The following is a 26,803-nucleotide window of genomic DNA, read 5'->3' as shown; positions in this document are numbered from 1 at the left end:
TAGATTAATTAGTCCATTTAAGTTAAAAATAATCGTACTGATGAATGATTACGGAATGAGAATGAAGAAAGATGGATGAATTTTTTAGTTTCGGTATAATGAATCTAGAGAGGTTGGAGGTAGAATAAAATGGGGTTTACACATTTACAAGTGCGCACTGGCTATAGCTTTTATAAGAGCACGGTTTTGATAGATAAATTAATAAAACGAGCAAGTGAATTAAATTTTACTGCTTTAGCACTTACAGATGAGCATGTGATGTATGGTGTTATTCCATTTTATAAAAAATGCTTGGAGTATGGGATAAAACCAGTCATTGGTTTAACTGTACATATAGTAGACAAAAATCATGAAAAGAAGGAGCAATGTGTTTTACTAGCCAAGAATAATAAAGGGTATAAACAGCTCCTTGCTTTAAGTACAAAAATAAATATAGAGAAAAGAATAGGAATTTCATTCGAAGAGCTAGAGAGTTTATCTGATGATATTATTTGTATGTTGTCATTGAATCAGTCGAGTTCCTTAGCAAACCATTTTTTGAACAATGCTTTTGAACAGGCGGAAAATTATATAGCATCATGGAAGTACATCTTTAAAGATGATTTTTATTTAGGTGTTCAGCATCATGGGTTAGCAATAGAGCAGCGTTTACTTGAACAGGTTCAAGTCCTTCTTACTCAAGTAGATTGTCCAATAATAGCTACGCAAGATGTTTGTTATGTATCAGAAAATGATTATGCGGCTTATGATTGTTTACGGGCTATAGATGAAGATATCAAGTGGTTTGGTGATCATATATCTGTAACTGTAAGAAATCGTCATCTAAGCTCAGAAGAAGAAATGATAAAACGTTTTGGTGAGAACCAAAAACACTTTATTGAACGGACAGAGGAAATTGTAGCTAAGTGTCAGGTAAGCTTGGATTTACATCATTCTTTATTACCATCATATCCGGTACCAGAGCAAAGCACTGCCCAGCAATATTTAGAGACGATTTGCTGGGATAATGTGGGACAAAGGTATACGACAGTTACAGACGAAATTAAAGAACGTTTAGTTTATGAGTTACAGGTCATTCAGGAAATGAGTTTTAGTGATTATTTTTTAATTGTTTGGGATTTTGTTTCCTATGCAAAGCAACAACAAATTATGGTTGGTCCTGGCCGGGGTTCAGCAGCCGGATCACTTGTTGCATACGTGTTAGGGATAACAGATATTGATCCGCTTGAATATGGTTTATTATTTGAGCGATTTTTAAACCCTGAACGAAAGACAATGCCAGATATTGATATCGATTTTCTAGATCATCGTCGAGACGAAGTAATCGATTATGTAAGAGAGAAGTATGGGGAGCAACATGTAGCACAAATTATTACTTTTGGTACTTTTGCAGCTCGTTCAGTGTTACGAGAGTTATTTAAAACAATGGAAGTTGATGAGCGTGATGCAAAATATATTTTAAAACGATTTTCAAGTCATCATTCAGACTCTATTCGTAAGGTTGTGAATGATAATGTGGAATTGAGAGAATATATTAAGCAATCTCCGAAATTAAAATTATTATTCAATATTGCACTTAAACTAGAGGGATTGCCACGTCACTCCTCCACTCATGCAGCTGGGGTTATTATTAGTGACGAGCCATTAGTTCATCATGTTCCACTAACAATTGGTTCCCAAGAAACATACATTACGCAGTATCCCATGAATGATTTAGCGGATATAGGCTTATTGAAGATCGATTTTCTTGGATTGCGTAATTTAACGACGATGGAAAGAATTGTTGATTCTATTAAGAGACATACAGGAAAAGAATTTCATTTAAATGAAATTCCCTCAGATGATGCAAAAACATTTGCATTATTACAAGCAGGACTAACAAATGGAATTTTCCAGTTAGAATCAAAAGGAATGAAAAATGTTCTAAAAGAATTAAAACCAACGACTTTTTCAGATATCGTGGCAGTGAGTGCGCTGTATCGTCCGGGACCAATAGAAAATATCCCTACTTATATTAATCGTAAGCATGATAAAGAAAAAGTTGCTTACTTACATCCAGCATTATCACCAATTTTGGAAGATACGTACGGAGTTTTAGTCTATCAGGAGCAAATTATGCAAATCGTGCATAAAATTGCAGGGTATACCTTAGGAGAAGCGGATGTATTTCGTAGAGCGGTAAGTAAGAAACAAGCCCAAGTTATAGAAGAGCAACAAAGTAAATTTATTAAGGGCTGTCTAGACAATGGATATGATGAACAAATAGCAATAGAGTTATTTCATTGGATAGTTAAGTTTTCTAATTATGGTTTTAATAAAAGTCATGCTGTTGCATATAGTAAAATTTCCTATCAATTAGCATATTTAAAGGCTCATTACCCAGCCTTTTTCTATACAGAGCTACTAAATAGTGTAACCAATCAGCATGATAAAATAGCTGAATATCTAAAAGAAGCAAAGGAATTACAAATTGATGTTGCACCACCTTCGATCAATAAAAGTTTTGGTTTTTATAAGTCAGAAGGGAATAAAATCCGTATGGGCCTTCAGGCAATTAAAGGTATTGGCTTTCAAACAGTAAAAGAAATTATTGAACAAAGAAAACAAGGAAGCTATAAAAATCTCTTTGATTTTTGTTTACGTGTTTCTTTAAAGATTGTTCAGCGTCAACTAATTGAAGCATTGATTTTAACAGGTGCCTTTGATGAGCTACATCCTAATCGAGCAAGTCTATTAGAAAGCTTAGATCAAGCGATGGAGCAAGGCGAATTATTTGGTGGATTATCTTTAACATCAAATTTATTCACAGATAAAGTTGGCTATACAGATACTTATAATGAAGTAGAAGATTTTACATCAATGAAAAAGCTTCAATTTGAAAAAGAATTACTTGGATTTTATGTCTCAGACCACCCAATGACAGAATTTCGTAAAAAGTTGCAGTTAAATGGCTTTGTCACATTGCAGCAAGCTAGTGGAATGATTGGGAAGAAAAAAAATCATACAGCTGTGCTTATCCAAGCGGTAAAAGAAATAAGAACAAAGCGCGGAGATCCAATGGCATTTATTAAAATTAGTGATGAAACAATGGAAATGGAAGCAGTGGTATTTCCAGAGCTATATCGACTGAAAAAACCTTTTTTCAAAGAGGAAAATATAGTCCTAATTGTAGGAAGTGTGGAGGAAAGAAATCATGCGCTACAATGGGTGTTTCAAGATATCACACCATTCCATCCAGAAAATCTCCCTATTCAAGAACGATTATTTATAAAGTTTCAGGAGCAAGATAATCAAAAGGGGTTAATTAAATTAAAGGAAATTGCTAATAAATACCCGGGAAAAACACCGATCTTTGTTTTTGATGCCATTCAGAAAAGAACCTTTCAAATGGCAAGTCAATATCATATACATGCCTCACAAGCATGCTTAGAAGAATTAAGGCAGCAATTTGGAAGATCCAATGTTGTATTAGAGCAATTATAAATGTGTGTTCAAAAAGTCTGCGAAAAAGGACTCTCATCTGTTAAGTTCGCAACGTCACGAGAGCAACACTAGAGGAATACAGATTAAGTACGCCACTACACGCGAGCAACATCTGCACTAGTACATCCTGTACGTCGTAGCACGTCATGTGCGTCGAAAGTTCAATGCGGCGTAGCTTTGAGTAACGGACTTCTACAGGATGTAGTGACTTCTGTGTTGTCCACAGGACGTGGACGGTTTTAACAGAAGTTCCTCTATGCTTTTAATTCGTGAATAGCGGAAAAACAAGCCAACGCAGAAATTCGCCATGTCATTTTTTGTGGGTTTTTTGAACAACCTCTATAAGATGTATTGTCAGACACTTTACGGATAGTCATCATTTGTTATAATGAAGAAGTTAAAAAAGAATATTTATATCGGTTAAAGCCGAAAAGGAGAATTGAGTTAAAAATGACAAACAGTAAGGCATTATTAATGCATAAAGAAAATCAAGGGAAATTATCTATACAATCTAAAGTGCCTGTTGAGAATGCTGAGGATTTGAGCTTAGCATATTCGCCAGGCGTAGCTGAGCCATGCTTAGCAATTAAGAATAATATAGATGAGGTCTATGATTATACAATGAAAGGTAATATGGTTGCTGTTGTTACTAATGGAACAGCTGTTTTAGGGTTAGGTAATATTGGGCCTGAAGCTTCTCTACCTGTTATGGAGGGGAAATCCGTATTATTTAAAAGTTTTGCTGGTGTAAATTCTTTTCCAATTTGTTTATCAACTACAAATGTAGATGAGTTTGTAAATGCAGTAAAATTAATGGAGCCTACATTTGGTGGAATTAATTTAGAGGATATTGCAGCTCCAGCATGTTTTGAAATTGAAGAACGTTTAAAGAAAGAATTAAAAATACCTGTTTTTCACGATGACCAACACGGGACAGCTATCGTAACAATTGCTGGTCTAATTAATGCTCTAAAGCTTGTTAATAAATCATTTACTGATATTAAAGTAGTTATTAATGGAGCAGGTGCAGCAGGAATTGCAATTGTAAAATTATTATCTCATTTTGGGACAAAGAATATTATTATGTGCGATTCTAAAGGTGCTATATATAAAGGAAGACCTGAAGGAATGAACAAAGAAAAAGACCAAGTTGCGGATATTACAAATGAAGCAAAAACAGCAGGAACTTTATCTGAGGTTATCGAAGGTGCAGATGTATTTATTGGTGTATCTGTTGCAGGTGCTTTAACAAAAGAAATGGCTCAAATAATGAATCCTGATGCGATTGTTTTTGCAATGGCAAATCCAAATCCAGAAATTACACCAGAAGATGCTAAAGAAGCAGGGATAAAAGTAATTGGTACAGGACGTTCTGATTATCCAAACCAAGTAAATAATGTACTAGCTTTCCCAGGAATTTTCCGAGGAGCACTGGATGTTCGTGCTTCGCAGATTAACGAAGATATGAAGGTTGCTGCAGCTGAAGCAATTGCTTCACTTATTAGTACAGAAGATTTAACAGAGGATTATGTTATTCCTGGACCTTTTGATGCACGTGTTGCAAAAGCAGTAGCGGCAAGTGTTGCAAGAGCAGCAGTAGAATCAGGTGTAGCTGATGCTGGAGCAATTTTAGAAAATGTTGGACTAGCAATAAAAAGCTCTGAACCAGTAGAATCTTAAGAGTAATATAGAGAATAGTTATGGGTTTTTGAAGGAGGAGTTAGCTTGATAAAAGGCTTTTTGGATCGAAAGAAAAAGAACAATTCAGTTCCAAATGAACAGAATAAACAAGATGTTCCTGAGGGACTAATGAAGAAATGCGAGAAATGTCGCAAAATATATTACCAAAAAGAGATGTTGAAAAACTTATTAGTATGTCCAAACTGTGGTCATCATCATGCGATGAATGCATGGGAAAGAGTAGATATGCTATTTGATGATCAAACTTTTGAAGAGTGGGACAACAATATCATTTCAAGCAATCCACTAGACTTTCCTGACTATGAAGAAAAACTACAAAAAGATCGAGAGAAAACAGACTTAAATGAAGCGGTTGTGACTGGAAAAGGTTTAATTGGTGAGAATCCAGTAGCAGTAGCTATTATGGATGCACGTTTTCGTATGGGAAGTATGGGTTCAGTAGTAGGCGAGAAGATTGTTCGTGCTATGGAGAGAGCCCGCGAACAGCAAATACCTTTCATTATTTTCACTGCTTCTGGTGGGGCGCGAATGCAAGAGGGTGTACTAAGTCTTATGCAAATGACTAAGACATCTATTGCTATTAAACGTTTTTCTGATGAGGGTGGTTTGTTTATTTCCATTATGACTCATCCAACAACTGGTGGTGTATCTGCAAGTTTTGCTTCTCTAGGAGATTATAACTTTGCAGAGCCAGCAGCTCTTATTGGTTTTGCTGGAAGAAGAATTATAGAGCAAACAATACGAGAGAAATTGCCGAAGGACTTCCAAACTGCCGAATTTCTACTAAAGCATGGTCAGCTTGATAAAGTAATTCATCGTCTTGAAATGAAAGAATTACTTACAAAAATACTGAAAATGCATAGGAAGGATGGGGCAATCTCATGAAGCAATTATTAGAATTTGAAAAACCTATTGTTCATTTAAAAGACAAAATTATTGAATTAAAAAAACTTGCTTCTCAAAGTGAGATTGATTTAAGTACGGAAATTTCTACGCTAGAGGAGAAATTAACCCGTCTGGAAGATGATGTTTATAATAATTTAAAGCCTTGGGATCGCGTTCAAATTGCTCGACATATGGAAAGGCCGACAACTTTAGATTATATTGCCCGTGTGTTTGAGGATTTCATTGAATTTCATGGGGATCGAGTATTTGGTGATGATGCGGCAATTGTTGCTGGAATCGCAACATATAAAGGCGAGCCTGTAACTATTGTTGGTCATCAACGTGGAAAGGATACAAAAGAAAATATCACACGAAATTTTGGAATGCCACATCCAGAAGGTTATCGTAAAGCATTACGCCAAATGAAGCTTGCTGAGAAATTTAATCGTCCAATTATCTGCTTTATTGATACAAAGGGAGCATATCCTGGGAAAGCAGCTGAAGAACGTGGTCAAAGTGAAGCAATTGCAAGAAATTTAATGGAGATGGCAGGAATTACAGTTCCAATTATTTGTGTAGTGATTGGTGAAGGCGGAAGTGGTGGAGCACTAGCGCTAGGTGTAGGAGATCATATCCACATGCTTGAAAACTCTACATATTCTGTTATTTCTCCAGAAGGTGCAGCAGCATTACTTTGGAAGGATGCAAGTCTGGCTCAACGTGCTGCAGAAACAATGAAAATTACATCAGCTGATCTAAAAGAGCTTGGTGTAATTGATGAAATTGTTACAGAGCCTAAAGGCGGAGCACATCGAGATATTGATTTACAAGCAGAGAATCTAGATGCTGTCCTGCAAAGCTCATTGAATAAATTGAAAGTATTATCAACAGAAGAATTGTTAGAACATCGTTGGTTAAAATATAAACAGATTGGGGATTTTGAGCTTCTCTAGTGGATGTTTGGGAAGACAGAGAGCTTAAAATTCTATTGTTTACAGCTAAGCCTCCAGTAAAAGCTATGAATTTTAAATAAAAAAAGAAGAATTCAGGGAAAGCCATTTTAATTTGGGTAAGATGAAATATGGTTTTGTCTTTGTGCAGAGGTGAAAAGTAATTGAAGAAAATCGGTGTATTAACGAGCGGTGGAGATTCTCCGGGGATGAATGCAGCAATTCGAGCTGTTGTTAGAAAAGCAATAAATTATAATGTAGAAGTAGTGGGCATAAAAAATGGTTTTCAAGGTCTAATGGAAGGTAATATGATTCCAATGGAAATCGGCTCTGTTGGTGGAATTATTCAGCGAGGTGGAACTATTTTATTGTCTGCTCGTTCAGACGAATTTCGAACAAAAGAAGGTCAACAAAAAGGACTTGATCAGCTACGTAAACACCATATAGATGGGTTAATTGTGATTGGTGGAGATGGTAGCTTTCGTGGAGCAGAAGCGATTGCTAAATTAAATTTTCCTTGTATAGGAATACCTGCGACCATCGATAATGATATAAATGGCACTGATTTTACCATTGGTTTCGATACAGCATTAAATACAATTATTGATGCAGTTGATCGAATTCGTGATACAGCAACATCACATGAACGTACGTATGTTGTCGAAGTAATGGGGAAAGATGCTGGAGATCTAGCTTTATGGTCTGGTCTTGCGGGTGGTGCAGAGAGCATTATTGTACCTGAAAAACAAGAAGATTTCTCTGAAATTGTTACACGCTTGAAGCGAAGCTATGATCGAGGAAAAAAATACAGTATTATAATGTTAGCGGAAGGTGTTGGAAGTGGCTCTGATTATGCAAAGCGCATAGAAGAAGCAACCAGCTTAGAAACAAGAGTTACGATTCTAGGTCATACCCAAAGAGGTGGTTCGCCAACAGCATTAGATCGAATACTTGCAGGTAGATTAGGTGCAAAAGCTGTTTCATTATTATTATCTGGGGTAACAGGAGTAATGGTAGGAATGGAGAATAATCAAATTGTCCACTATCCAATTGAGCAAACTTTTGCGATGAACCGTCCATTTAATGAGGAAATGTACAAAGTATTAAAGCAATTATCGATTTAATCCATTACATTGTAACTAGATTTTGTTCGAGATTATCTCAGGAAGCTATATACTCTACTGAATGAAGAGTAAAGAATGTCAGAAATCATGTAGGAGGAAGCGAAAGATGAGAAAAACAAAAATCGTATGTACGATTGGTCCTGCTTCTGAATCAATTGATACGTTAATACAGTTGATAGAAAGTGGAATGAATGTAGCACGTCTAAACTTTTCCCACGGGGATTATGAAGAGCACGGAAATCGAATTGATAATATTAGAAAAGCTGCAAAAGAAACTGGTAAATCGATTGCTATTTTACTCGACACAAAAGGGCCAGAAATTCGCACAGGTAAATTTAAAGAGGGCCAAGCACATATTGAACAAGGTTCTAAAGTTACCATCTCTATGGATGATGTTGAAGGTACTGCAAACCGATTTTCTATTACATATAACCAGCTTATCCATGATGTTCATGTTGGTTCTAAAATTTTATTAGATGATGGATTAATTGAATTACAAGTTACAGAAATTAATTTAGAAACAAATGAGATTATAACAGAGGCACTAAATTCTGGGATGATTAAAGATAAAAAAGGTGTTAACGTTCCAAACGTTAGTGTGAATTTACCAGGTATGACTGAGCAAGATGCAAGAGATATTAAATTTGGTATTGAGCAAGGTGTGGATTTTGTAGCTCCATCCTTTATTCGTCGTCAATCAGATGTAATGGAAATTAAAATGCTACTTGAGAGAAATGAGGCAAGCCATATTAAAATTATCCCTAAGATTGAAAATCAAGAAGGGGTAGATAATATTGAAAGCATTTTAGACGTCAGTGACGGAATTATGGTTGCACGTGGAGACCTAGGTGTAGAAATTCCAGCAGCAGATGTGCCATTAGTACAAAAAGAGCTAATTAGAAAGTGTAATATTCATGGGAAGCCTGTTATTACTGCTACACAAATGTTGGATTCTATGCAGCGTAATCCACGTCCAACAAGAGCTGAAGCTTCTGATGTGGCTAATGCTATTTTTGACGGAACAGATGCAATCATGTTATCAGGTGAAACAGCTGCAGGAGATTATCCAGTGGAATCTGTACAAACGATGAATGATATTGCATTAAAAACAGAGACTGCTTTAAACAATGAGCTAATGTTCAACCAATTAAAGCAATCTGTCACAATGACAATTACAGATGCTATTAGCCAATCTGTAACTCACACAGCAAGAAACTTAAAAGCAAGTGCGATTATTACAGCAACTGAAAGTGGACATACAGCTCGAATGATTTCCAAATATCGTCCAAAAGCACCAATTATTGCAGTAACATCATCAAGTACAATTATGCGTCAATTGTCTCTAGTATGGGGAGTTCATGCAGTAGAAGGACGTCAAGGACATTCTACAGATGAAATGCTAGCTATTGCTATTGACCGTGGTTTAAGTACTGGACTTTTTGAAAGAGGAAGCCAAGTTGTTATTACAGCTGGAGTTCCTGTTGGAGAAAGTGGGACAACCAATCTAATGAAGGTTCATGTTGTTGGAGATATTATTGCTAAAGGTCAAGGGGTAGGTAGACGTGATCATTATGGACGTGCAGTGATTGTTCGCAATGCACAAGAGGCACTAGAAAAAGTACAACAAGGTGATATCATCGTTACACAAGCGACAAATCGTGATATGATTCCAGCACTTGAAAAAGCTGGAGGAATTATTACAGCTGAAGGTGGTTTAACATCTCATGCAGCAATAGTTGGATTGAGCTTAGAGATTCCAGTTATTGTAGGTATTGAGAATATTTTAGAACTAATTGAAGATGGCATGGATATTACATTAGATAGTGCAAAAGGTGATATTTATCAAGGACATGCGAATGTTCTTTAAATAGTTTTTAAATCAATGTCGATGAAAAGGAGGGGAAGTATGCGCTGGCTTATTGCAACATTAATTATTTTTGGATTTATTGAAGTTGGTTTATTAATCTGGGTTGGACAAGCAATAGGGCCTTGGTGGGTACTTCTCGTTATTTTTCTGACTGGGGTATTAGGAATCTATGTGGTGAAGAAAGAAGGTAAAGGAGCTTGGCTTGCTATTCAACAAGCGATACGTAGCGGTCGGTTTCCTTTAGAGCATTTATTGGATGGGCTATGTATATTGCTTGGAGGAGTTTTATTACTTTCTCCTGGTTTCATTGCAGATTTATTAGGAATTATCTTTATCATTCCATTTACTCGAAAGCCGCTGAAAAGCATCTTAGAAAAATTGTTGAAATTTCTCTTAGTAAAAAGAGTAACTGTTCTGAGACGATAAGCTATTAAGCTTCATGTATAAATGGTATTTACGATGATATAAACCCTGGTTATATCAAGTGCCATTCATCAGAAATAAATGAATAATCTATTAGACATATACTTTAAAGTTAAAAAATTATAAGGAAATGTCTAAAAATTAATCGCTTTCAATTCACATTAGGACCTGAATCCTCTATAATTAAGAGTGAGTTAAAAAACATATGGTTATAGTAGGAGATTAATATACAGTCTAACTATTCTAACAATTGTTAAAAGAAAATAAATAAAAAGGAGAGGGTTTGTTATGACATCACCCAAAGGTCTTGAAGGAGTTGTAGCAACTCAATCGTCAATTAGCTCAATTATTGATGACCAACTTACTTATGTTGGATATAAAATTGATGATTTAGCAGAACATTCTACGTTTGAAGAAATTGTATTTTTACTATGGAACTTAAGACTTCCAACAAAAGCTGAATTGGATCAACTAAAAACAGATCTAATTGAAAACATGGAGTTACCTCAACCAGTTATTGACCATCTACACTCTTATGATTTAACCAAGGTACACCCAATGGCGGCACTCCGCACAGGTATTTCTCTACTTGGAATTCATGATGAGGAAGAAGATGATATGAGTGAGGAAGCGAATAAGCGTAAAGCAATTCGTCTGCAAGCAAAAGTAGCTAGCTTTGTTGCCGCATTTGCTCGTATTCGTCAAGGCAATGAACCTGTTTCTCCAAGAAAGGATTTAGGCTTTGCTGAAAACTTCCTGTACATGTTAAATGACAAGGAGCCTGAAGCAATTGAAGTCGAAGCTGTTGATAAAGCATTAGTTTTACATGCGGATCATGAATTAAATGCTTCTACATTTACTGCACGAGTATGTGTTGCTACTTTATCTGATATTTATTCTGGGATTACAGCAGCAATTAGTGCATTAAAAGGACCTCTTCATGGTGGAGCAAATGAGCAGGTAATGAAGATGCTTATGGAAATTAAAGAAGTGGAAAATGCTATTCCATATGTACAAGACAAGCTTGCTAAGAAAGAAGTAATTATGGGAATGGGACACCGCGTATACCGAGGTGGAGATCCACGTGCTAAATTCTTAAAAGAAATGGCTCGAGAGCTTACGGAACTTACAGGTCAGCCAAAGTTCTATGAGATTTCAACACGTATTGAAGACTATATTAAACAAGAGAAGAATCTACCAGCAAATGTAGATTTCTATTCAGCTTCTGTTTATCATAGTTTAGGAATTGACCATGATTTATTTACTCCAGTTTTTGCTATTAGCCGTATGTCTGGATGGGTAGCTCATATTTTAGAGCAATATAAGAATAATCGTCTTATTCGTCCACGTGCTGAGTATACTGGACCAGGAATTCAAGAGTATGTTGTAGTTGAAGAAAGATAATTACATGATTTGTTCTTGACTTGTTTGCTCAAGAACAAATCAGATCCACATATTATTTTCATCATAAAGAATTTATATTTACATACAGGATTGGAGAGGATTTAAGATGTCAAAAGGTGAAAAAATTGTTGTAGAAAACGGGAAAATGACGGTACCTAATCGTCCAATTATTCCATTCATTGAAGGGGATGGAACTGGTCCAGATATTTGGGCATCTGCTAGTAAAGTATTAGAGGCAGCAGTTGAAAAAGCTTATAATGGTGAAAAATCTATCGAGTGGTTAGAAGTTTATGCTGGTGAGAAAGCATTTAACGAATTTAATGATTGGTTACCACAAGATACATTAGATAAAATTGATGAATATAAAATTGCTATTAAAGGGCCTTTAACAACACCAATCGGCGGAGGATTCCGTTCATTAAACGTAGCACTTCGTCAAGAATTAGATTTATATACATGCTTACGTCCTGTTCGTTACTTTGAAGGAGTACCTTCTCCAGTCAAGCGTCCAGAAGATGTAGACATGGTTATTTTCCGTGAGAATACAGAAGATATCTATGCTGGTATCGAATGGGAAAAAGGCTCTGATGATGTTAAGAAAATCATCGATTTCCTACAAAATGAAATGAATGTTAAGAATATCCGTTTCCCAGAAACTTCTGGTATTGGAGTTAAACCTGTATCTGAAGAAGGTACAAAACGTTTAGTGCGTTCAGCAATTGAATATGCAATTAAGCATGATCGTAAAAACGTAACTTTAGTTCATAAAGGTAACATCATGAAATTTACAGAAGGTGCATTTAAGAACTGGGGTTATGAAGTTGCAGAACAAGAGTTTGGCGATAAAGTGTTCACATGGGCAGAGTATGATCGTATTGTAGAGAGTGAAGGAAAAGACGCAGCAAATAAAGCTCAAGATGATGCAGTAGCTGCTGGAAAAATTCTTGTAAAAGATTCTATTGCTGATATCTTCTTACAACAAATCCTAACTCGTCCAAGAGAGCATGAAGTTGTTGCTACAATGAACTTAAATGGAGACTACATCTCAGATGCACTTGCTGCACAAGTTGGTGGAATTGGTATTGCTCCAGGAGCGAATATTAACTACGATACAGGGCATGCTATTTTTGAAGCTACTCATGGTACAGCTCCAAAATATGCTGGTTTAGATGTAGTGAACCCATCTTCTGTTATCTTATCAGGTGTATTAATGCTTGAGCATATTGGTTGGACAGAAGCTGCTGATTTAATTGTTAAATCAATGGAGAAAACAATTACTTCTAAAGTAGTAACTTATGATTTTGCTCGATTAATGGAAGGTGCTACAAAAGTTAAGTGTTCAGAGTTTGGTGCTGAACTAATCAAAAATATGGCTTAATTAATAAATGTCTAATTCTCCTTTGTATGAGCTGCATTTATCTTGAGAAATCTGCGGTTTCAAAGGCGATGTTAAGACAAGTAGATATTAGTTACTCAGTCGTTGGACGTTTAAGTATCGTTCATAGACTGAGTTTCTTTTTTATCATGTTTTATTTTTTAAAAGTTCTATAAAGCAAATGAAGCTAAAAGGAGTGGATATTTTGAACATGAAGAGAAAGAAAATAGCTGTTATTGGTTCAGGTTTTACTGGTGCAACAACCGCATATATGATCGCAGAAAAGGAACTTGGGGACGTTGTCATTGTAGATATTCCTGATATGGAGAATCCTACAAAGGGAAAAGCATTAGATATGTTAGAAGCAAGCCCGGTGTTTGGATTCGACGCAAAAATTACAGGAACTTCTAATTTTGCAGATATCCAAGATGCAGATATGGTTGTCATTACGGCAGGTGTTGCGCGTAAACCAGGTATGAGCCGAGATGATCTCGTAAATATTAATGCGAAGATCATGAAAGAAATAGCACAGAATATAAAATCTTATGCACCAAACAGTTTTATTGTTGTATTAACAAATCCTGTGGATGCAATGACCTACACAATTTTTAAAGAAACTGGATTTCCAAAAGAACGTGTTATCGGTCAATCAGGGGTTTTAGATACAGCTCGTTTTAGAACATTTGTTGCTGAGGAATTGAATATTTCTGTAAAAGATATTTCCGGTTTCGTATTAGGTGGTCATGGAGACGAAATGGTACCATTGATTCGTTATTCTTATGCTGGTGGAATCCCGCTTGAGAAATTAATTTCTCCTGAACGTTTAGCTACAATTGTGGAACGTACTCGTAAAGGCGGAGGAGAAATTGTTAACTTACTAGGAAATGGTAGTGCATATTATGCACCTGCAGCATCCATTGTCGTTATGGTAGAAGCAATTCTTAAAGATCAACGCCGCATTTTACCAACCATTGCTTACCTAGAAGGTGAGTATGGCTATACAGATATTTATTTAGGTGTCCCGACAGTTATTGGGGCTAACGGAATAGAAAAAATCCTAGAATTAGAACTAACAGACGATGAAAAAGCAGAACTCGATCAATCAGTAGCTGCTGTAAAAAGTGTTTTAGATGTATTGAAATAGCTGCTACACCCCAGAAGTTAGATTGGAAACTAACTTCTGGGGTGTTTTTTATATCGGTGAATGCTTGTTTAATCCTATTTAGTTCCAATTAGACTTTCTTCGAAAACTACATTGTTTTATTTTTGTAATACGTGACCATAGATGTGTTTATTTTGTAGATTTTTCACAATATATTGATGCTTTTTCCGTATAGGTGAAAAGAAATAATCAGTTTATCTAACCTTTTTATGGTAGAATTTAACTATTACATACTAGGGGTGGGGTTATGAAGAAGGTTTTGTTTGGATTAATATTAGTATTATTTTTAGTTGGGTGTGGGAATGAAGGTGTTCACACAGAAATTTTAGAAGATGCAGAGAAAACTACAGAATTGATTATAAAATATGCAAATGATGAAGTAGATCGAAGTAACTTAGATTTTAAAGATTTTAAGGAACTGATATTATTTACCGATAAATATAAACCATCAGAAGAAGAAAATGAAGTAGCAAGCGACATGATTACTCTAATGTATGATTCTTACTTATTTTATCATAAAGCTGAATCCAATGATTATGAGGAAAGCTTTGATGATGTGATAAAAAAGGCAGAAGAAAATATTGAAATCATTAGAACACTATCAAATAAAAACATTAGTTACGCAGAATACCTAACCAAAAATGAATAATGAATGAACAAAGGAACGAACTTCATAAGATTAATGAAATCTTCCGGTAAAATTTGTTTTGCTTTGTAAGCAAAATTATTATTTTTGAGCGATTGTAAAAATAATCAACTATAATGAATAAAACATCTATGCTTAATGAAGCACCCATTAGTGTGGTGCTGATAGTGATGAATAGGTTTTTAAAAATTGGCATAGTCGTTAGATTCACGGCTATGCCTTTTGTCTTGCCTTCTAACATCGTTGATTTCCACTTCAGGTGGACGCTTTCCGCGGGCACGGCCTCAACTTTTATTGCTCCACTTCCGTGTCGCAATAAGGATTTTCGGACTCGTGCTGTTCCCGCTGGAGTCGCCACCTTACGTTCCAATCAACTGGTCTGCATCTTTACACTTGGTTCTATTTCAATTGCTCCGATACAGTTGTAGTAGATTTTAATACGTTGTTCTTGTTTACCATTTACTTTCTCAACTTGATAAACGATAATTTTATCGACAAAGTCTCTGATTAATTCAGGACTGATTGTACTGATTTCTGTATGCTTTTTCACTAATTGTAGAAAATGTTTTGTGTTGATGATGTTTTCTCGCACTTTATTTAACTCCGTCTGTAATTGATGCATTTTAGCTTTTAATTCAGCTTGTTCTGCCTCATAACCTGCAGACATTCTACGGAAGCGGTCATCGGAAATTTTACCGAACACATTATCTTCATACAATTTCTCAATAATTGTATCAAGTGATTTCATTCTCGCCTTAGTTTCTTCAAGTGTTCGTTCATCTTTCCGTTGTTTTTGTGATAAATCTTGTTCAAATTGATTGAGTACGACTTGTATGAATTCTTCTTCATAATTTTTCGCAAATGCGGTAATCTGTTTTAACTCTTCAAGTAGCAGTTCTTCTACGACTTGATTCCGAATACGATGTGAAGTACACATTCCCTTTTCTTTTCGGTAGGTTGCACAAACAAAGTATTCAAGATGTTTTGGTATTCGTTTCCCTCGTACTTGATATAATTTTGCTCCGCAATCTGCACAAAACATCATGCCAGATAGTACACTCATCGGTCCGAGTTTTGCTGGTCTCCGCTTTCCTTCTCGAATCTTTTGCACGACTTTCCACGATTCTTCATCAATGATTGCTTCATGAGTATTTTTAAATACTGCCCAATCTTCAGGGTCATTCCATATTTTTTTATTCGTCTTATAGGATTGTTTACGGGTTTTAAAGTTTATCGTATGTCCTAGATACTCTTGTCTTTCTAAAATGTTTGCAACTGATCGTCCTTGCCATGCAAAAGGGTCGTTTGGTGTACGTGCTGCAATATTAATGCCTTTCCTCCTCATGTGAACACTTGGTACGATAATTTCTCTTTTCTTTAGTTCCCTTGCAATTTGTGTTGGACCAAGTCCAGAAATACATAGTTTGAAAATTAAACGAACAACCTCTGCCGCATCTTCATCTACAATCCATTTTGAATTATCTTCTGGACTTTTCATATACCCATAAGGCACTGTTGTCGATAGTGGTTTTCCTGATTGTCCTTTTGATTTGAAGCTTGCTTTAATTTTCTTACTCGTGTCTTTTGCATACCATTCATTAATGATGTTTAAGAACGGTGTGAAATCACTGTCTTGCTGATTGGCACTGTCGATTCCGTTATTAATGGCGATAAATCTCACATCTGCTTCAGGGAAAACAACTTCTGTATAATAGCCAACTTTCAAATAATCTCTTCCGAAGCGTGACATATCTTTAATAATGACGGTATCAACTATACCTGCTTGCACATCCGCAATCATTCGATTAAAGTCTGGGCGGTCAAAAGTTGTTCCACTAAAACCATCATCGACATAAAACTGTGTCGGATAAAATCCATGATCTTCCGCATATTTCTGCAAGATAGCTTTTTGATTCACAATACTATTTGAATCACCTGCAAGTTCATCATCTCTTGATAATCTACAATAAAGTGCTGTTACCTTTTCTGAATCAGTACGAATCGCTGAATAATGATTAATTGGTTGTTCCATCATGGACTGTCTAAACATATTTACCTTCCTTTCCGACAGTCTTCAAGCGGTTTCGTACTGTGTATATTACCGTACTAACTTGAAGAAGTCGACTTATTCTCGCTATGATTAACACAATATATAGCTTGATGTGACGCTTGTTTTGCTTCATTTTCTATTCGTCTTTTTAGCTTTTGATAAACCGTTTCTTGTGCTGTTTTGCTTTCTTTTACTTCTATTAAATAGGTGATTTTATCAATCTGCCTTTCTATGAATCTCATCGAAGTATGCTCTGACATAAAATTGCTCCTTTCTGAGCCCATTAATGGACTTAGCGAATATTAATAACTCACTGACCCCAAAAGTGGAGTCAGCAAGATAACTTATTTTATTTGTAAGATTTGAATAGCATCTGGATGAATTAGCTGTCCGTCTACTCGTTCATGTGCCAGATAGCCAATTTCATTTGTTCGACTATATAATTCTGTTAGCATTTTTATAGCAATTGGCTGACGCTCAATGACCCAAAAGTAGTCTAAATTACCAAACAAAATAGCTTTCTTTCCTGACTTTATCGCTGGCATATATGCTGAAATGTGAACAGGTTTACCGAAGATTGTGTTATTTGTACCATTGAAAATAGGAAATCCATTTTCATCTTTTAACTTGCGCAAGTGCATAGCTGTTTCATCACTCATCATAAACACAGAGTTTTTACGATAGTGTACATCTACACTAAAATATAAATCGACTAGATCATCATAACTAATTGCTCCAGTTTCACTAGTTGTTACAGTAGCATTCTTCTGCAAGAGACCTTGCGGTTCTGTCTGCCCATTCCCATTTAAGAATTTATTTTCTTCTGCACGTCCGAATCGTTTGGCAAAATCCGTACATAAATACTTTTCTAAATCAAATTGTGTATCTAAAATAAAGGACTTTTTCAATCTCGACATACTAGCGATTTTAAAAGTATTGATTTTAAAGGGTTGAATCGTGTCATTGCTTTCTGAAATGCTTTCACCCTCTGCGACTATTTCTGCTTCACCTGTTGAAGTGACTGCATGAATCACACCGTCTGCACTTTCTATTTGAATAACCGTTCCTAATTTACGAAAGATGTTTTCCTCTTTAATTGTTTCATTCATTTGTAGAAGCGATTGTGCTGGTAAACTTGAACTACCAACGTCAGAGATAGATTCCAATACACTTCGGTCGTATTCTTTTCCTTTCATAGCATTCCAAAAGTTTGTGTATATTTCATTTTCTAATGTAAACATAATTGTTTTCCTCCTAATGATTTTAATTAATAGGGATATACGCAAATGAATATCCCTTTATGGAAGGCTGTCGTATTGACCGACAGCCTATATACCTTGTTTGAAATCGCGACTTTTTGCGTGACGCTCCTCGCCCGTTGTCCAAGTGAAAGATGCTAGAGATTCTTATCCCCCTAGGGGTAACACAAAATATTTCTTGAAAGGGTGTCCACAAAAGGTGGTTACCCTTTACGGTTTTAAGTGACAAATGATACATTGAAACACTTGTGTTCTAGCGTTGTTAAAGGCAGAGTGCTTTCTAATAAGAAATGCTCGGCACTTCGGACAGTGTATGAGCAATTCCTTTAATGTCTGATTGTCTTTTCGTGTATGCACTGCGATGCCATTCGTATCAATCGTCATATAGTAATCACAATTTGTTTCTTCTAAGACTCGTAAACTGTTCCCGCTGAAAGGACGGGCTGTATAGAAGTCATGTTCGTTCTTGTAAAGTGCGTATGTTCCAAGCATGACAAAGCTCCTTTCTCATATAAACACAGGTTTTATAATATTGGGGCGATATGTGGCAGGCTTTTAAGCTAATTCTCTATAGGAACTTCTATATAGGAAACTAACGATAACACTTGCCACAACCTGCCCATTAACCTCACCTTAAAAATTCTTGTCCTTCTTTTAAGGTATAGCCTAAAAACAGTGTGGTTTTCTCACCACCTGCACGTGGCCTTTTTCTTACTACTTGTCCAGCATTTGATAAGGCACTATTAAAGTTACGAGCGTTCTCAACGTAATACCCATTGGCATAACACCAACTTTGATAGGCTTCATAAAGTGCAGCAGTTCGTTCTTCACCATTCATATCTTCTGTTAGCTGTTCTTCAATAAACAAACCTATTTTATCGTTTTCACGATGATAGGCTAAAGTTGCATCTTGTACCGAAGTTGGTACATCAAAGCCTGTTTCTTGTAATTTTTGATAACCTTCAATCGCCCAGTTCAAAATACCACTTAAGTTTTCCGCTTTAGAGAAGGTTGATTTTAAATGCTTATCTTGTTCCCATGCTTCAAAGTGGCGCTCAAAAGGAATAATTTTCACACGTCCACTTGTTAGCAAAGTTAAATCTGTCACATGTGGTAAGTGATTCGTGTTAATGAATAGCTTGAACTGTGGTTTAAATTCAAAACTATTCTCATGCAAAAATCTTGCATTAATCGTGTCATTACCAGTTAGCGTTTTAAGCAGGGCAGCACTTAAGGTTAACTTCTTATCTGGCTCACTTATATTTACAAAGCGTGAACCAGCTAGTCTTGCGACATCTTCAGATGGTGCAGAACTGCTACTGTTGATTTTCATGCCAATCGTTTCAGGGCGACTTGTTTTTCCGTAATCACCACATATCTTAAGGAAAGTCTCCATTGATGTTCCTTTCCCGTTACGAGTCGTTGCACCGAATAAGATAAACATCGTTTCATAACGGGTATCACCTGTTAAGGCATAGCCGAGACACTTTTGAAAAAATGTTGCTTTTTCTACATCACCGCTCATCACTTCATGAACGAATTGTTCCCACCGTTCACATCTTGCGAATGGATCATAATGCACACCTGCAACCTTAGTAATAAAATCTTCCGAACAATGCGGGTGAAAAGTGTTCGTCCGTAAATTTAACGTGCCATTTTTACAGTTGAGTAAATATTGATTCGTATCAAAAGCAGTCATCGATATGGGATGAACATCTTGTGCGTCACGAAGAATGATTTCTCTATTTCTTCTAACTTGCCATTTCTTCGCAAAATCGATATATGTTTTACGAATGTTTTCATCTTCAATCGAAAGTGAATAATACATGAGTTGATTAGCAAGTTGTTTGCAAAATTGCATAACTTTCAGATTTCCTGTGTCACTCTCCCAAGCTTGTCCGTTGTATACGAACCATTTCTTGCGCTCAGGAATATAGCGGGCAACCGATTTATAATAATCAGCAAATAAATTACTATTGCCAATATCCGTACAAGCGTAATGATTGTTTTTGAATGGTTGCATGTTCTTTAGTCGTTCAAGATCATCATCTGAAAAATCATCCCTTGCTGAACTAATGCCATATGGTTTATAGGTCGTGAACACATTTCTTCTTGCTGTTTCTAAGGTGATTTGACCATATGTTGTACCGCTCTGTTTACGATCCCATTTATCCCGCATTAACCCGCTCTTGCGAAACAGCCTGTCCATCTGTTCAATATCCCGTCCACACCAAAAACCTAAAATGCTAGCAAGTGCTAAATCCGCTTCACTTCGTGATTCATAACTTAGAATATTACCACTCCAGAGTTTTTTAAATTTCTTACGATTTACTGACTTACTTGCTTTTTCAATAACTGATTCATCGGATAAATACGACACCGCTTCATCTAAATCATTCTGTCTTACAGTAGACGGGCGCTTCATAAAGACTTCTAAGAACTGTGGTAATGTATCTGTCATATCCACTAAGCTTCCATCTTGGAATACATCACCTGTTAGCGTAAGAAAATGATTTGTCACACCTGCGATATAGACTTCAATGTCAAGTTTTCGATTGTTGATATAATAAACGTCTGTATCATAATCAACATTAGAAACTTTAAAGTAAATATGAAGTCCGCTTCCAGATGGACTTTTCTCGATATAAGAATTTGGAAAATAAACAATAACATTTTGTGCGATTTCGTTTAATTCTCCAGCTTCACCCACACAATCATCTAAATCAATGGCACAAATGTCATGGCTGACGATAAAGCCTATGCCAGTATAGTCATTCATGACTTTCACCGCATCTTCATACGAAGAAAAAGTGCTTAAATCATTTGAACTTGCACGACTACCTGTCCTTGCGTTATACGGTACTTTCGTTTTCTTCCCATTTCTCATTTCTTCTTTCCAGCAACAAAATATATCATGCTCTTTCATTTCCGCTGGAATATTTTCAATGTTACTCACAGAAAATATACACCTCCTTTGCCTGTAAATTTTTAAAGCTATTCAGTTGTCAAAGAACGATGAGAGAAATAACCGATCAGTGCATTTGTCTAATCTGTCTTTTCACTTATGAACCTTTCAACAAATTTCACAGTTGTAAATATGTCCCTCACCTATAAGCGAATAATTCGACCGATTCGAACCCCTTTTTTTAAAAGATTTAATTTGTTTCTTAAAACATTAAAAATGAAAAATTACTTCTTTTCTCATAAGCGAACAAAAATATTAATTGTTTTTTATAAAACAAGTGAATAAATCACGATTAAATGATAAAATGAAATTGTCATTTAACTTTGAGGGAGGAATATTAAATGGCTGTTTCCTATAAAAAACTATTTCATTTACTAGTTGATAGAGATATTTCAAATAGTGAACTACAAAAGATGGCTGGTTTCTCAGGAAATATAATGACTCGAATGAAGCGAGAGCAATATATTTCATTAGAAAGCGTTGAAAAGATATGTAATGTTTTAGATTGTAAAGTGGATGATATTTTGGAATTTACATCTGATAAACAGAGAGGACGGTTTTACGAATGATTAAAAACACATGGGAAAAGAATGAAAATGCATCAGCAAATAAAAAAGAAATAACGGTTTTAAAAGAACATTTTCCAGCTTGTTTTAAAGAAGATGGATCGTTTGATATTGAAAGATTCAAAGAGTATTTAAGTGAAGATATTAATGTTGTAAATGAAGGTTATGAACTAAAGTTTCTCGGAAAGAATTATGCGAGACTACTTGTAACTTTAGAAACTGAAACAGTAATTGTGCCTAATGAAGAACATAATCAGAAAGAAGAAAATAAAGATAGTGAAAACATCTATATTACTGGAGATAATTTAGACGGGTTAAAACATTTATTAAAATCTTATGCTGGTAAAGTGAAATGCATATACATAGACCCACCATACAATACAGGATCAGATGGTTTTGTGTATAATGACAACTTTAATTTTACAGTTGAAGAACTAACCGAGAAACTAAGTATAGGAGAAGAGCAAGCGCAAAGAATTTTAGATTTAACAAAGCGAGGCTCAGCTTCGCATTCTGCTTGGTTGATGTTTATGTATCCAAGATTACAACTTGCTAGAGATTTATTATCTGATGACGGTGTGATTTTTATTTCGATTGATGATAATGAACAAGCAAATTTAAAGTTGTTGTGTGATGAGGTTTTAGGTGAAGAGAACTTTGTATCTTTGAATATTCATAAAAACAACTCCAATAAAAATCAAACAAATTTAATCGGAGTGTCAACTGAATATGTATGTTGTTATGTTAAAAGTAAAGATTCATTAGACAATGTTAAATGGCGAGTACAAAAAAAAGGAACAAGAGATATTCATGCTCTGTTTTCTAGATTGAAAAAACAAGGTTATTCTAACGACAAAATACTTGAAGAAGTAAAAGATATGTATAAACGACCAAAATATAGTCACTTAAGTAGATGGAATAAAGTTGATGATAAAGGAGTGTTTAAGGATGCAGACTTATCTAGAAATGGTGGACCAAAAGATTACACTATAATTAACCCGCACACTGGAGAAGAGTGTGTTATACCAAATAGAGGATGGGGAAAATCTTATGAAGAATTACTGAGATTACAAGAAGAGGATCTTATTTATTATGGTGACCCTAACACTCCACCAGGATTTAAAGATTATATAAATAGCGATAGCCCAACTGTAGTAGATAGTTTTTGGTATTTTGATAATTCAACAGATACAAGATTTCTCAGGGAGCTATTTGGTGGAGATGTTTTTGATAATCCAAAACCAGTAGAAATGATACAACAGATTCTTGAATTTACTACTAATGAAAATGATATTATAGTAGATTTTTTTGCTGGATCTAGTACGACCGCTCATGCAGTTATGAATGTGAATACACTTAACAATCACAATCTCAAATATATAATGATTCAATTGGATGAAGAGGTTCAAAAAAATTCATTTGCTTTTGAGTCAGGATATAAAACAATTGATCAAATTGGTCGTGATAGAATTATTAAATGCTCTAATATTATAAAAGATAATAATGAGGATATTAAGAAAGATTTAGGGTTTAAACATTTCATTCTAAAGAATCCTACAAATGATACTATAAATAAATTAATAGAATTCACACCAAAGAAAGATGAAATGATTATCAACAATACAATACTTGATGAATTCGGGATCCCAACAGTTGTCACCACATGGTTAAACAATGATGGTTATGGACTCACGACTGAAGCGGAAAAAATTCTTTTTGCAGGCTATGAATCATATTTCAAAGACAAGCATTTATATTTAGTACATCCAGAACTGCCAAATGAGGCAATAGAAGAACTTGTTGTGAAGTATGAAACGGATGGAAACTTTAACCCGGAAAACATTGTATTATTCGGTTATAGCTTTACATGGACAGAACTTGAATCACTAAAAACGAATTTAAAGCGACTACAAGATACGGAGAAAAATTTACGTATTAATTTTGACGTACGTTATTAAATGGAGGGATATCATTGGAACTAATATTACAACGTAGTTTACCTCATCAACAAAAAGCAGTTGATGCTGTAAGTGCTGTTTTTAATGGTGTTCAAATCGAGCCTCCTAAACAGTATTTTGAAAATCCATCCATCGACTTAACTGATGAGATAATCAAGCATAATATCACTAATATTCAATCAGATTTACCAGCAGAATATCGTGGGTTTACACCACCGACTAACCATTTAAGTTTAGACATCAAGATGGAAACAGGAACAGGTAAAACCTATGTCCATACACAGATGATGTATGAACTGCATAAAAGATATGGCATTAATAAATTTATTATTGCTGTACCTTCATTAGCAATTAAGGCGGGTACTGCTCATTTTCTTCAAGATGAATATGTGAAAAGACACTTTTCTGATGTATGTGGTTATGGAACGGAGATAGAAGTTGGTGTGTTAGAATCTCCAAAAAGTCGTAAAAAAGGGAGAACTTATTTTCCGAGTGTTGTTAGTGATTTTGTACGTGGTTCTTCACAAAACACAAAGAAAATTCATGTATTGCTTGTGAATATGCAATTACTAGCAGTTCGCAAAAATGGTCTGCTTAGTCGTGATGATTATGATTATGGTGCAGAAGGGTTTTATCGTCCCTTCGATGCCTTAAAAGCAACAAAACCATTTGTCATTATTGATGAACCACATCGTTTTTCACGTGATCAGAAGGCATATCAAGTGATTGAAGAAGAAATACAACCACAAAGCATTATTCGTTTTGGTGCTACCTATCCCGATATGACAAGTGGTCGTGGAAAGAACAGAACAACAAGAAAAGATTATCAAAATTTACTCTATGATCTAAATGCTTGTCAGGCCTTTAATTTAGATTTAATTAAAGGGGTTGCAAAAGAACATTTTGAACCTATATCTAAGCAAGCTGAAAAAGTTAAAATTACAACGATAAAAAGAAATGACTATGTTAATTTTCAATATAAAAAGAAAGATGAAGCCAATAAGACATTCACTCTTAAAAAGGGAGATTCACTTTCTATTATACATCAGGCCTTTGAAGGGATTACGATTGAAGCAATCGGTGGCTCGTTTGTCGTATTCTCGAATGGAATAGAGAAACAAACAGGTGAGGAACTTGATGTAGATATATATATGACTTCATACCAAGAACAAATGATGCGCTTGGCATTAGAAAGACATTTTGAAACGGAACGTACAAACTTTACTGAACGAAATTTTAAAATAAAAACATTAGCATTGTTTTTCATTGATGATATTGCTTCATACCGAGATAGTGAAGATGGGAAAGTTCCTTATTTAAAAAACACATTCGAACAACTACTAAAAGAACGAATTGAAAAAGAACTATCCACATTAACAGAATATGAAGCGGAGTATAAAGCCTATTTAGAGGCTAGTTTAGCTAATATAAGTGCCTGTCATGCGGGATATTTTTCACAAGATAACAGTGATTCAGATGAAGATATTGCAAATGAAGTGGAAACCATCTTGCATGGTAAAAAACAATTATTATCTTTTAAGAAAAAAGATGACACACCGAATACGTTACGCTTCTTATTTTCAAAGTGGACTTTAAAGGAAGGATGGGACAATCCTAACGTCTTTACAATCGCTAAATTACGCTCAAGTGGTAGCGAAAACAGTAAGCTTCAAGAGGTAGGACGTGGACTCAGACTTCCAGTAGATGAACATGGAAACCGTATTTCTAATGAAGAATTTCAACTGAATTATATCGTTGATTTTACTGAAGCGGACTTTGCAGAAAGGCTTGTAGAACAAATTAATGGAGAAATTCCACAAGCTGCAATGATTACAGAAGAACAACTAGCTAAAGTAGCTTCAAAGTTAGCGATTACTTCTGATGATTTATTTGATATTTTATATGATAAAAAATATATCGATCGAAAAATGAATATTAACATAGAAAAACGTGACGAGTTTTTCGCTGAATTCCCAGACTTTGAAATGGGCTTATCATCTGGAAAAGTAAAAGATAGAAATAAAAACAAGCCACAACCTGTAAGAATTCGAAAAGGTGCCTATAACGAGATTCGTGAATTATGGGAAAAAATAAATCAACGCTACTTACTCTTTTATGATAGAGATTTAGATGAAGATATGAAGGATGTTGTTTTGTCCATATTGGAAGAACAAGGTGTGTTTACAGACGTTGTGATGACGAGTCAACGTGAAGTAATTCAAAGTGATGGTACATCCATGACAATTGCGGATAAAACAGGTTTGCAATATGTCGTTTCAAGAACGATTCCTTATAATGAATTTTTACTTAGAATTATGCGAAGTACTAATATTCCCATTAAAACAATTCATCAGGCCTTATGTGAATATGTAGAAAAGAACGGTGAACTTGATTCGAAATATATTAATGAAAGTTCTGTCAGTGTTATTATTCAGAAATTTAATGAATGGAAGAACACAAATTTACAAGGACGTTTCCATTATGCAAAAAGTGAAACACCTGTTACATCAACAGCTCTTTCTCATGCCGATGGGACTCCACGAGATACCATTTCGCAAGGTAGAATAGGAACGAAAATTTCACCTGGAACACCAAGTAATAAGTACTTGTATGATGCCTTTGCTTATGATTCACCGCTAGAGCAAAAGAACATCACTACTGATATAGAAGAAGTCATTGTGTATGGAAAGATACCGCGAAACAGTATCGCTATTCCAACAATAACAGGTGGAATGTACAGTCCTGACTTTATGTATGTTGTTAGACGAGCAACAGGTGAAAAAGAATTAAATATCGTTGTTGAAACGAAAGATGTTGAAGATAAAACAAATATACGTGGCACAGAAAATGCAAAAATTGAATGTGCAAAATTATTTTTCGATGTTTTATCTGAAGATGGTTATAAAGTTTACTTCCATGATCAATTAAACAATAAACAAATGGCGCAGATAATAAAAGAAGTATTGCGGGAAAATGCTTAAGCAA

Annotated in this window: 18 protein-coding genes; 14 read left to right on the top strand and 4 right to left on the bottom strand. The window is 35.3% G+C overall.

From position 1 onward, the window contains the following. Positions 1 to 129: 129 nt before the first annotated feature. The 11 genes from dnaE (at position 130) to AB4Y30_RS11205 (ending at position 15,023) form a co-directional block, all read left to right on the top strand. Positions 130 to 3,483 carry a DNA polymerase III subunit alpha gene (dnaE, locus tag AB4Y30_RS11255; RefSeq protein WP_368652329.1) on the top strand — a complete coding sequence of 1,118 codons (3,354 nt, stop codon included), beginning with the start codon at positions 130 to 132 and terminating at the stop codon, positions 3,481 to 3,483. A gap of 450 nt (positions 3,484 to 3,933) precedes the next feature. Next, entirely contained in the window at positions 3,934 to 5,163 is a 1,230-nt protein-coding gene (locus tag AB4Y30_RS11250; RefSeq protein ID WP_368652328.1) for an NADP-dependent malic enzyme, read from the top strand. Positions 5,164 to 5,208: 45 nt separating this feature from the next. Next, positions 5,209 to 6,069, top strand: coding sequence for an acetyl-CoA carboxylase, carboxyltransferase subunit beta (accD, locus tag AB4Y30_RS11245; protein WP_368652327.1), 861 nt, complete (start codon positions 5,209 to 5,211; stop codon positions 6,067 to 6,069). Continuing rightward, on the top strand, positions 6,066 to 7,022 hold the full coding sequence (accA, locus tag AB4Y30_RS11240; RefSeq protein WP_368652326.1) for an acetyl-CoA carboxylase carboxyl transferase subunit alpha: 957 nt from the start codon (positions 6,066 to 6,068) through the stop codon (positions 7,020 to 7,022). Before accD ends, accA begins: the two co-directional genes overlap by 4 nt. Before the next feature lie 161 nt (positions 7,023 to 7,183). Next, entirely contained in the window at positions 7,184 to 8,143 is a 960-nt protein-coding gene (gene pfkA / locus AB4Y30_RS11235) for a 6-phosphofructokinase (protein WP_368652325.1), read from the top strand. 106 nt (positions 8,144 to 8,249) lie between these two features. Then, complete coding sequence (gene pyk, locus AB4Y30_RS11230) at positions 8,250 to 10,010, top strand: pyruvate kinase (RefSeq protein WP_368652324.1); 1,761 nt, start codon at positions 8,250 to 8,252, stop codon at positions 10,008 to 10,010. Positions 10,011 to 10,049: 39 nt separating this feature from the next. Beyond that, positions 10,050 to 10,436, top strand: a complete 387-nt coding sequence (locus tag AB4Y30_RS11225) for an FxsA family protein (protein WP_368652323.1) — start codon at positions 10,050 to 10,052, stop codon at positions 10,434 to 10,436. 285 nt (positions 10,437 to 10,721) lie between these two features. After that, positions 10,722 to 11,837, top strand: coding sequence for a citrate synthase (gene citZ, locus AB4Y30_RS11220; protein ID WP_368652322.1), 1,116 nt, complete (start codon positions 10,722 to 10,724; stop codon positions 11,835 to 11,837). Positions 11,838 to 11,943: 106 nt separating this feature from the next. Next, positions 11,944 to 13,215, top strand: a complete 1,272-nt coding sequence (gene icd, locus AB4Y30_RS11215; RefSeq protein ID WP_368652321.1) for an NADP-dependent isocitrate dehydrogenase — start codon at positions 11,944 to 11,946, stop codon at positions 13,213 to 13,215. A 202-nt stretch (positions 13,216 to 13,417) separates the two neighbouring features. Further along, complete coding sequence (gene mdh, locus AB4Y30_RS11210; protein ID WP_368652320.1) at positions 13,418 to 14,356, top strand: malate dehydrogenase; 939 nt, start codon at positions 13,418 to 13,420, stop codon at positions 14,354 to 14,356. Positions 14,357 to 14,621: 265 nt separating this feature from the next. Further along, complete coding sequence (locus AB4Y30_RS11205; protein ID WP_368652319.1) at positions 14,622 to 15,023, top strand: hypothetical protein; 402 nt, start codon at positions 14,622 to 14,624, stop codon at positions 15,021 to 15,023. A 367-nt stretch (positions 15,024 to 15,390) separates the two neighbouring features. On the opposite strand, the gene AB4Y30_RS11200 is transcribed toward AB4Y30_RS11205, so the two are convergent. The 4 genes from AB4Y30_RS11200 to AB4Y30_RS11185 all read right to left on the bottom strand — a co-directional run bounded on the left by AB4Y30_RS11200 (position 15,391) and on the right by AB4Y30_RS11185 (position 21,285). Beyond that, positions 15,391 to 17,070, bottom strand: coding sequence for a recombinase family protein (locus AB4Y30_RS11200; protein WP_368652318.1), 1,680 nt, complete (start codon positions 17,068 to 17,070; stop codon positions 15,391 to 15,393). Positions 17,071 to 17,126: 56 nt separating this feature from the next. Next, positions 17,127 to 17,330: a hypothetical protein gene (locus AB4Y30_RS11195; RefSeq protein WP_368652317.1), complete on the bottom strand. Its 204-nt coding sequence runs from the start codon at positions 17,328 to 17,330 to the stop codon at positions 17,127 to 17,129. Between the two features lie 84 nt (positions 17,331 to 17,414). Then, the gene (locus AB4Y30_RS11190) at positions 17,415 to 18,311 is read right to left on the bottom strand and encodes a phage major capsid protein (RefSeq protein ID WP_368652316.1); all 897 of its coding nucleotides are present in this window, start codon (positions 18,309 to 18,311) and stop codon (positions 17,415 to 17,417) included. Between the two features lie 646 nt (positions 18,312 to 18,957). Further along, positions 18,958 to 21,285 carry a phage/plasmid primase, P4 family gene (locus AB4Y30_RS11185; RefSeq protein ID WP_368652315.1) on the bottom strand — a complete coding sequence of 776 codons (2,328 nt, stop codon included), beginning with the start codon at positions 21,283 to 21,285 and terminating at the stop codon, positions 18,958 to 18,960. Positions 21,286 to 21,635: 350 nt separating this feature from the next. Here AB4Y30_RS11185 and AB4Y30_RS11180 point away from each other — a divergent pair, with 350 nt between their 5' ends. The 3 genes from AB4Y30_RS11180 to AB4Y30_RS11170 are packed head-to-tail and all read left to right on the top strand — an operon-like array spanning position 21,636 to position 26,799. Next, positions 21,636 to 21,863 (top strand): helix-turn-helix transcriptional regulator, encoded by a 228-nt coding sequence (locus AB4Y30_RS11180; protein ID WP_276649721.1) that lies wholly within the window; start codon positions 21,636 to 21,638, stop codon positions 21,861 to 21,863. Then, positions 21,860 to 23,818 (top strand): site-specific DNA-methyltransferase, encoded by a 1,959-nt coding sequence (locus tag AB4Y30_RS11175; RefSeq protein WP_368652314.1) that lies wholly within the window; start codon positions 21,860 to 21,862, stop codon positions 23,816 to 23,818. The genes AB4Y30_RS11180 and AB4Y30_RS11175 overlap by 4 nt, the downstream gene beginning before the upstream one ends. A 14-nt stretch (positions 23,819 to 23,832) precedes the next feature. Next, positions 23,833 to 26,799, top strand: coding sequence for a type III restriction-modification system endonuclease (locus AB4Y30_RS11170; protein WP_368652313.1), 2,967 nt, complete (start codon positions 23,833 to 23,835; stop codon positions 26,797 to 26,799). The last annotated feature ends 4 nt before the right edge of the window (positions 26,800 to 26,803 follow it).

Source organism: Ornithinibacillus sp. 4-3 (assembly GCF_040958695.1).
In the GTDB taxonomy this organism is placed as follows: domain Bacteria; phylum Bacillota; class Bacilli; order Bacillales; family Amphibacillaceae; genus CALAMD01.
The sequence above is the reverse complement of the archived record's forward strand: the minus strand, read 5'-3'. Positions and strand labels throughout refer to the sequence as shown.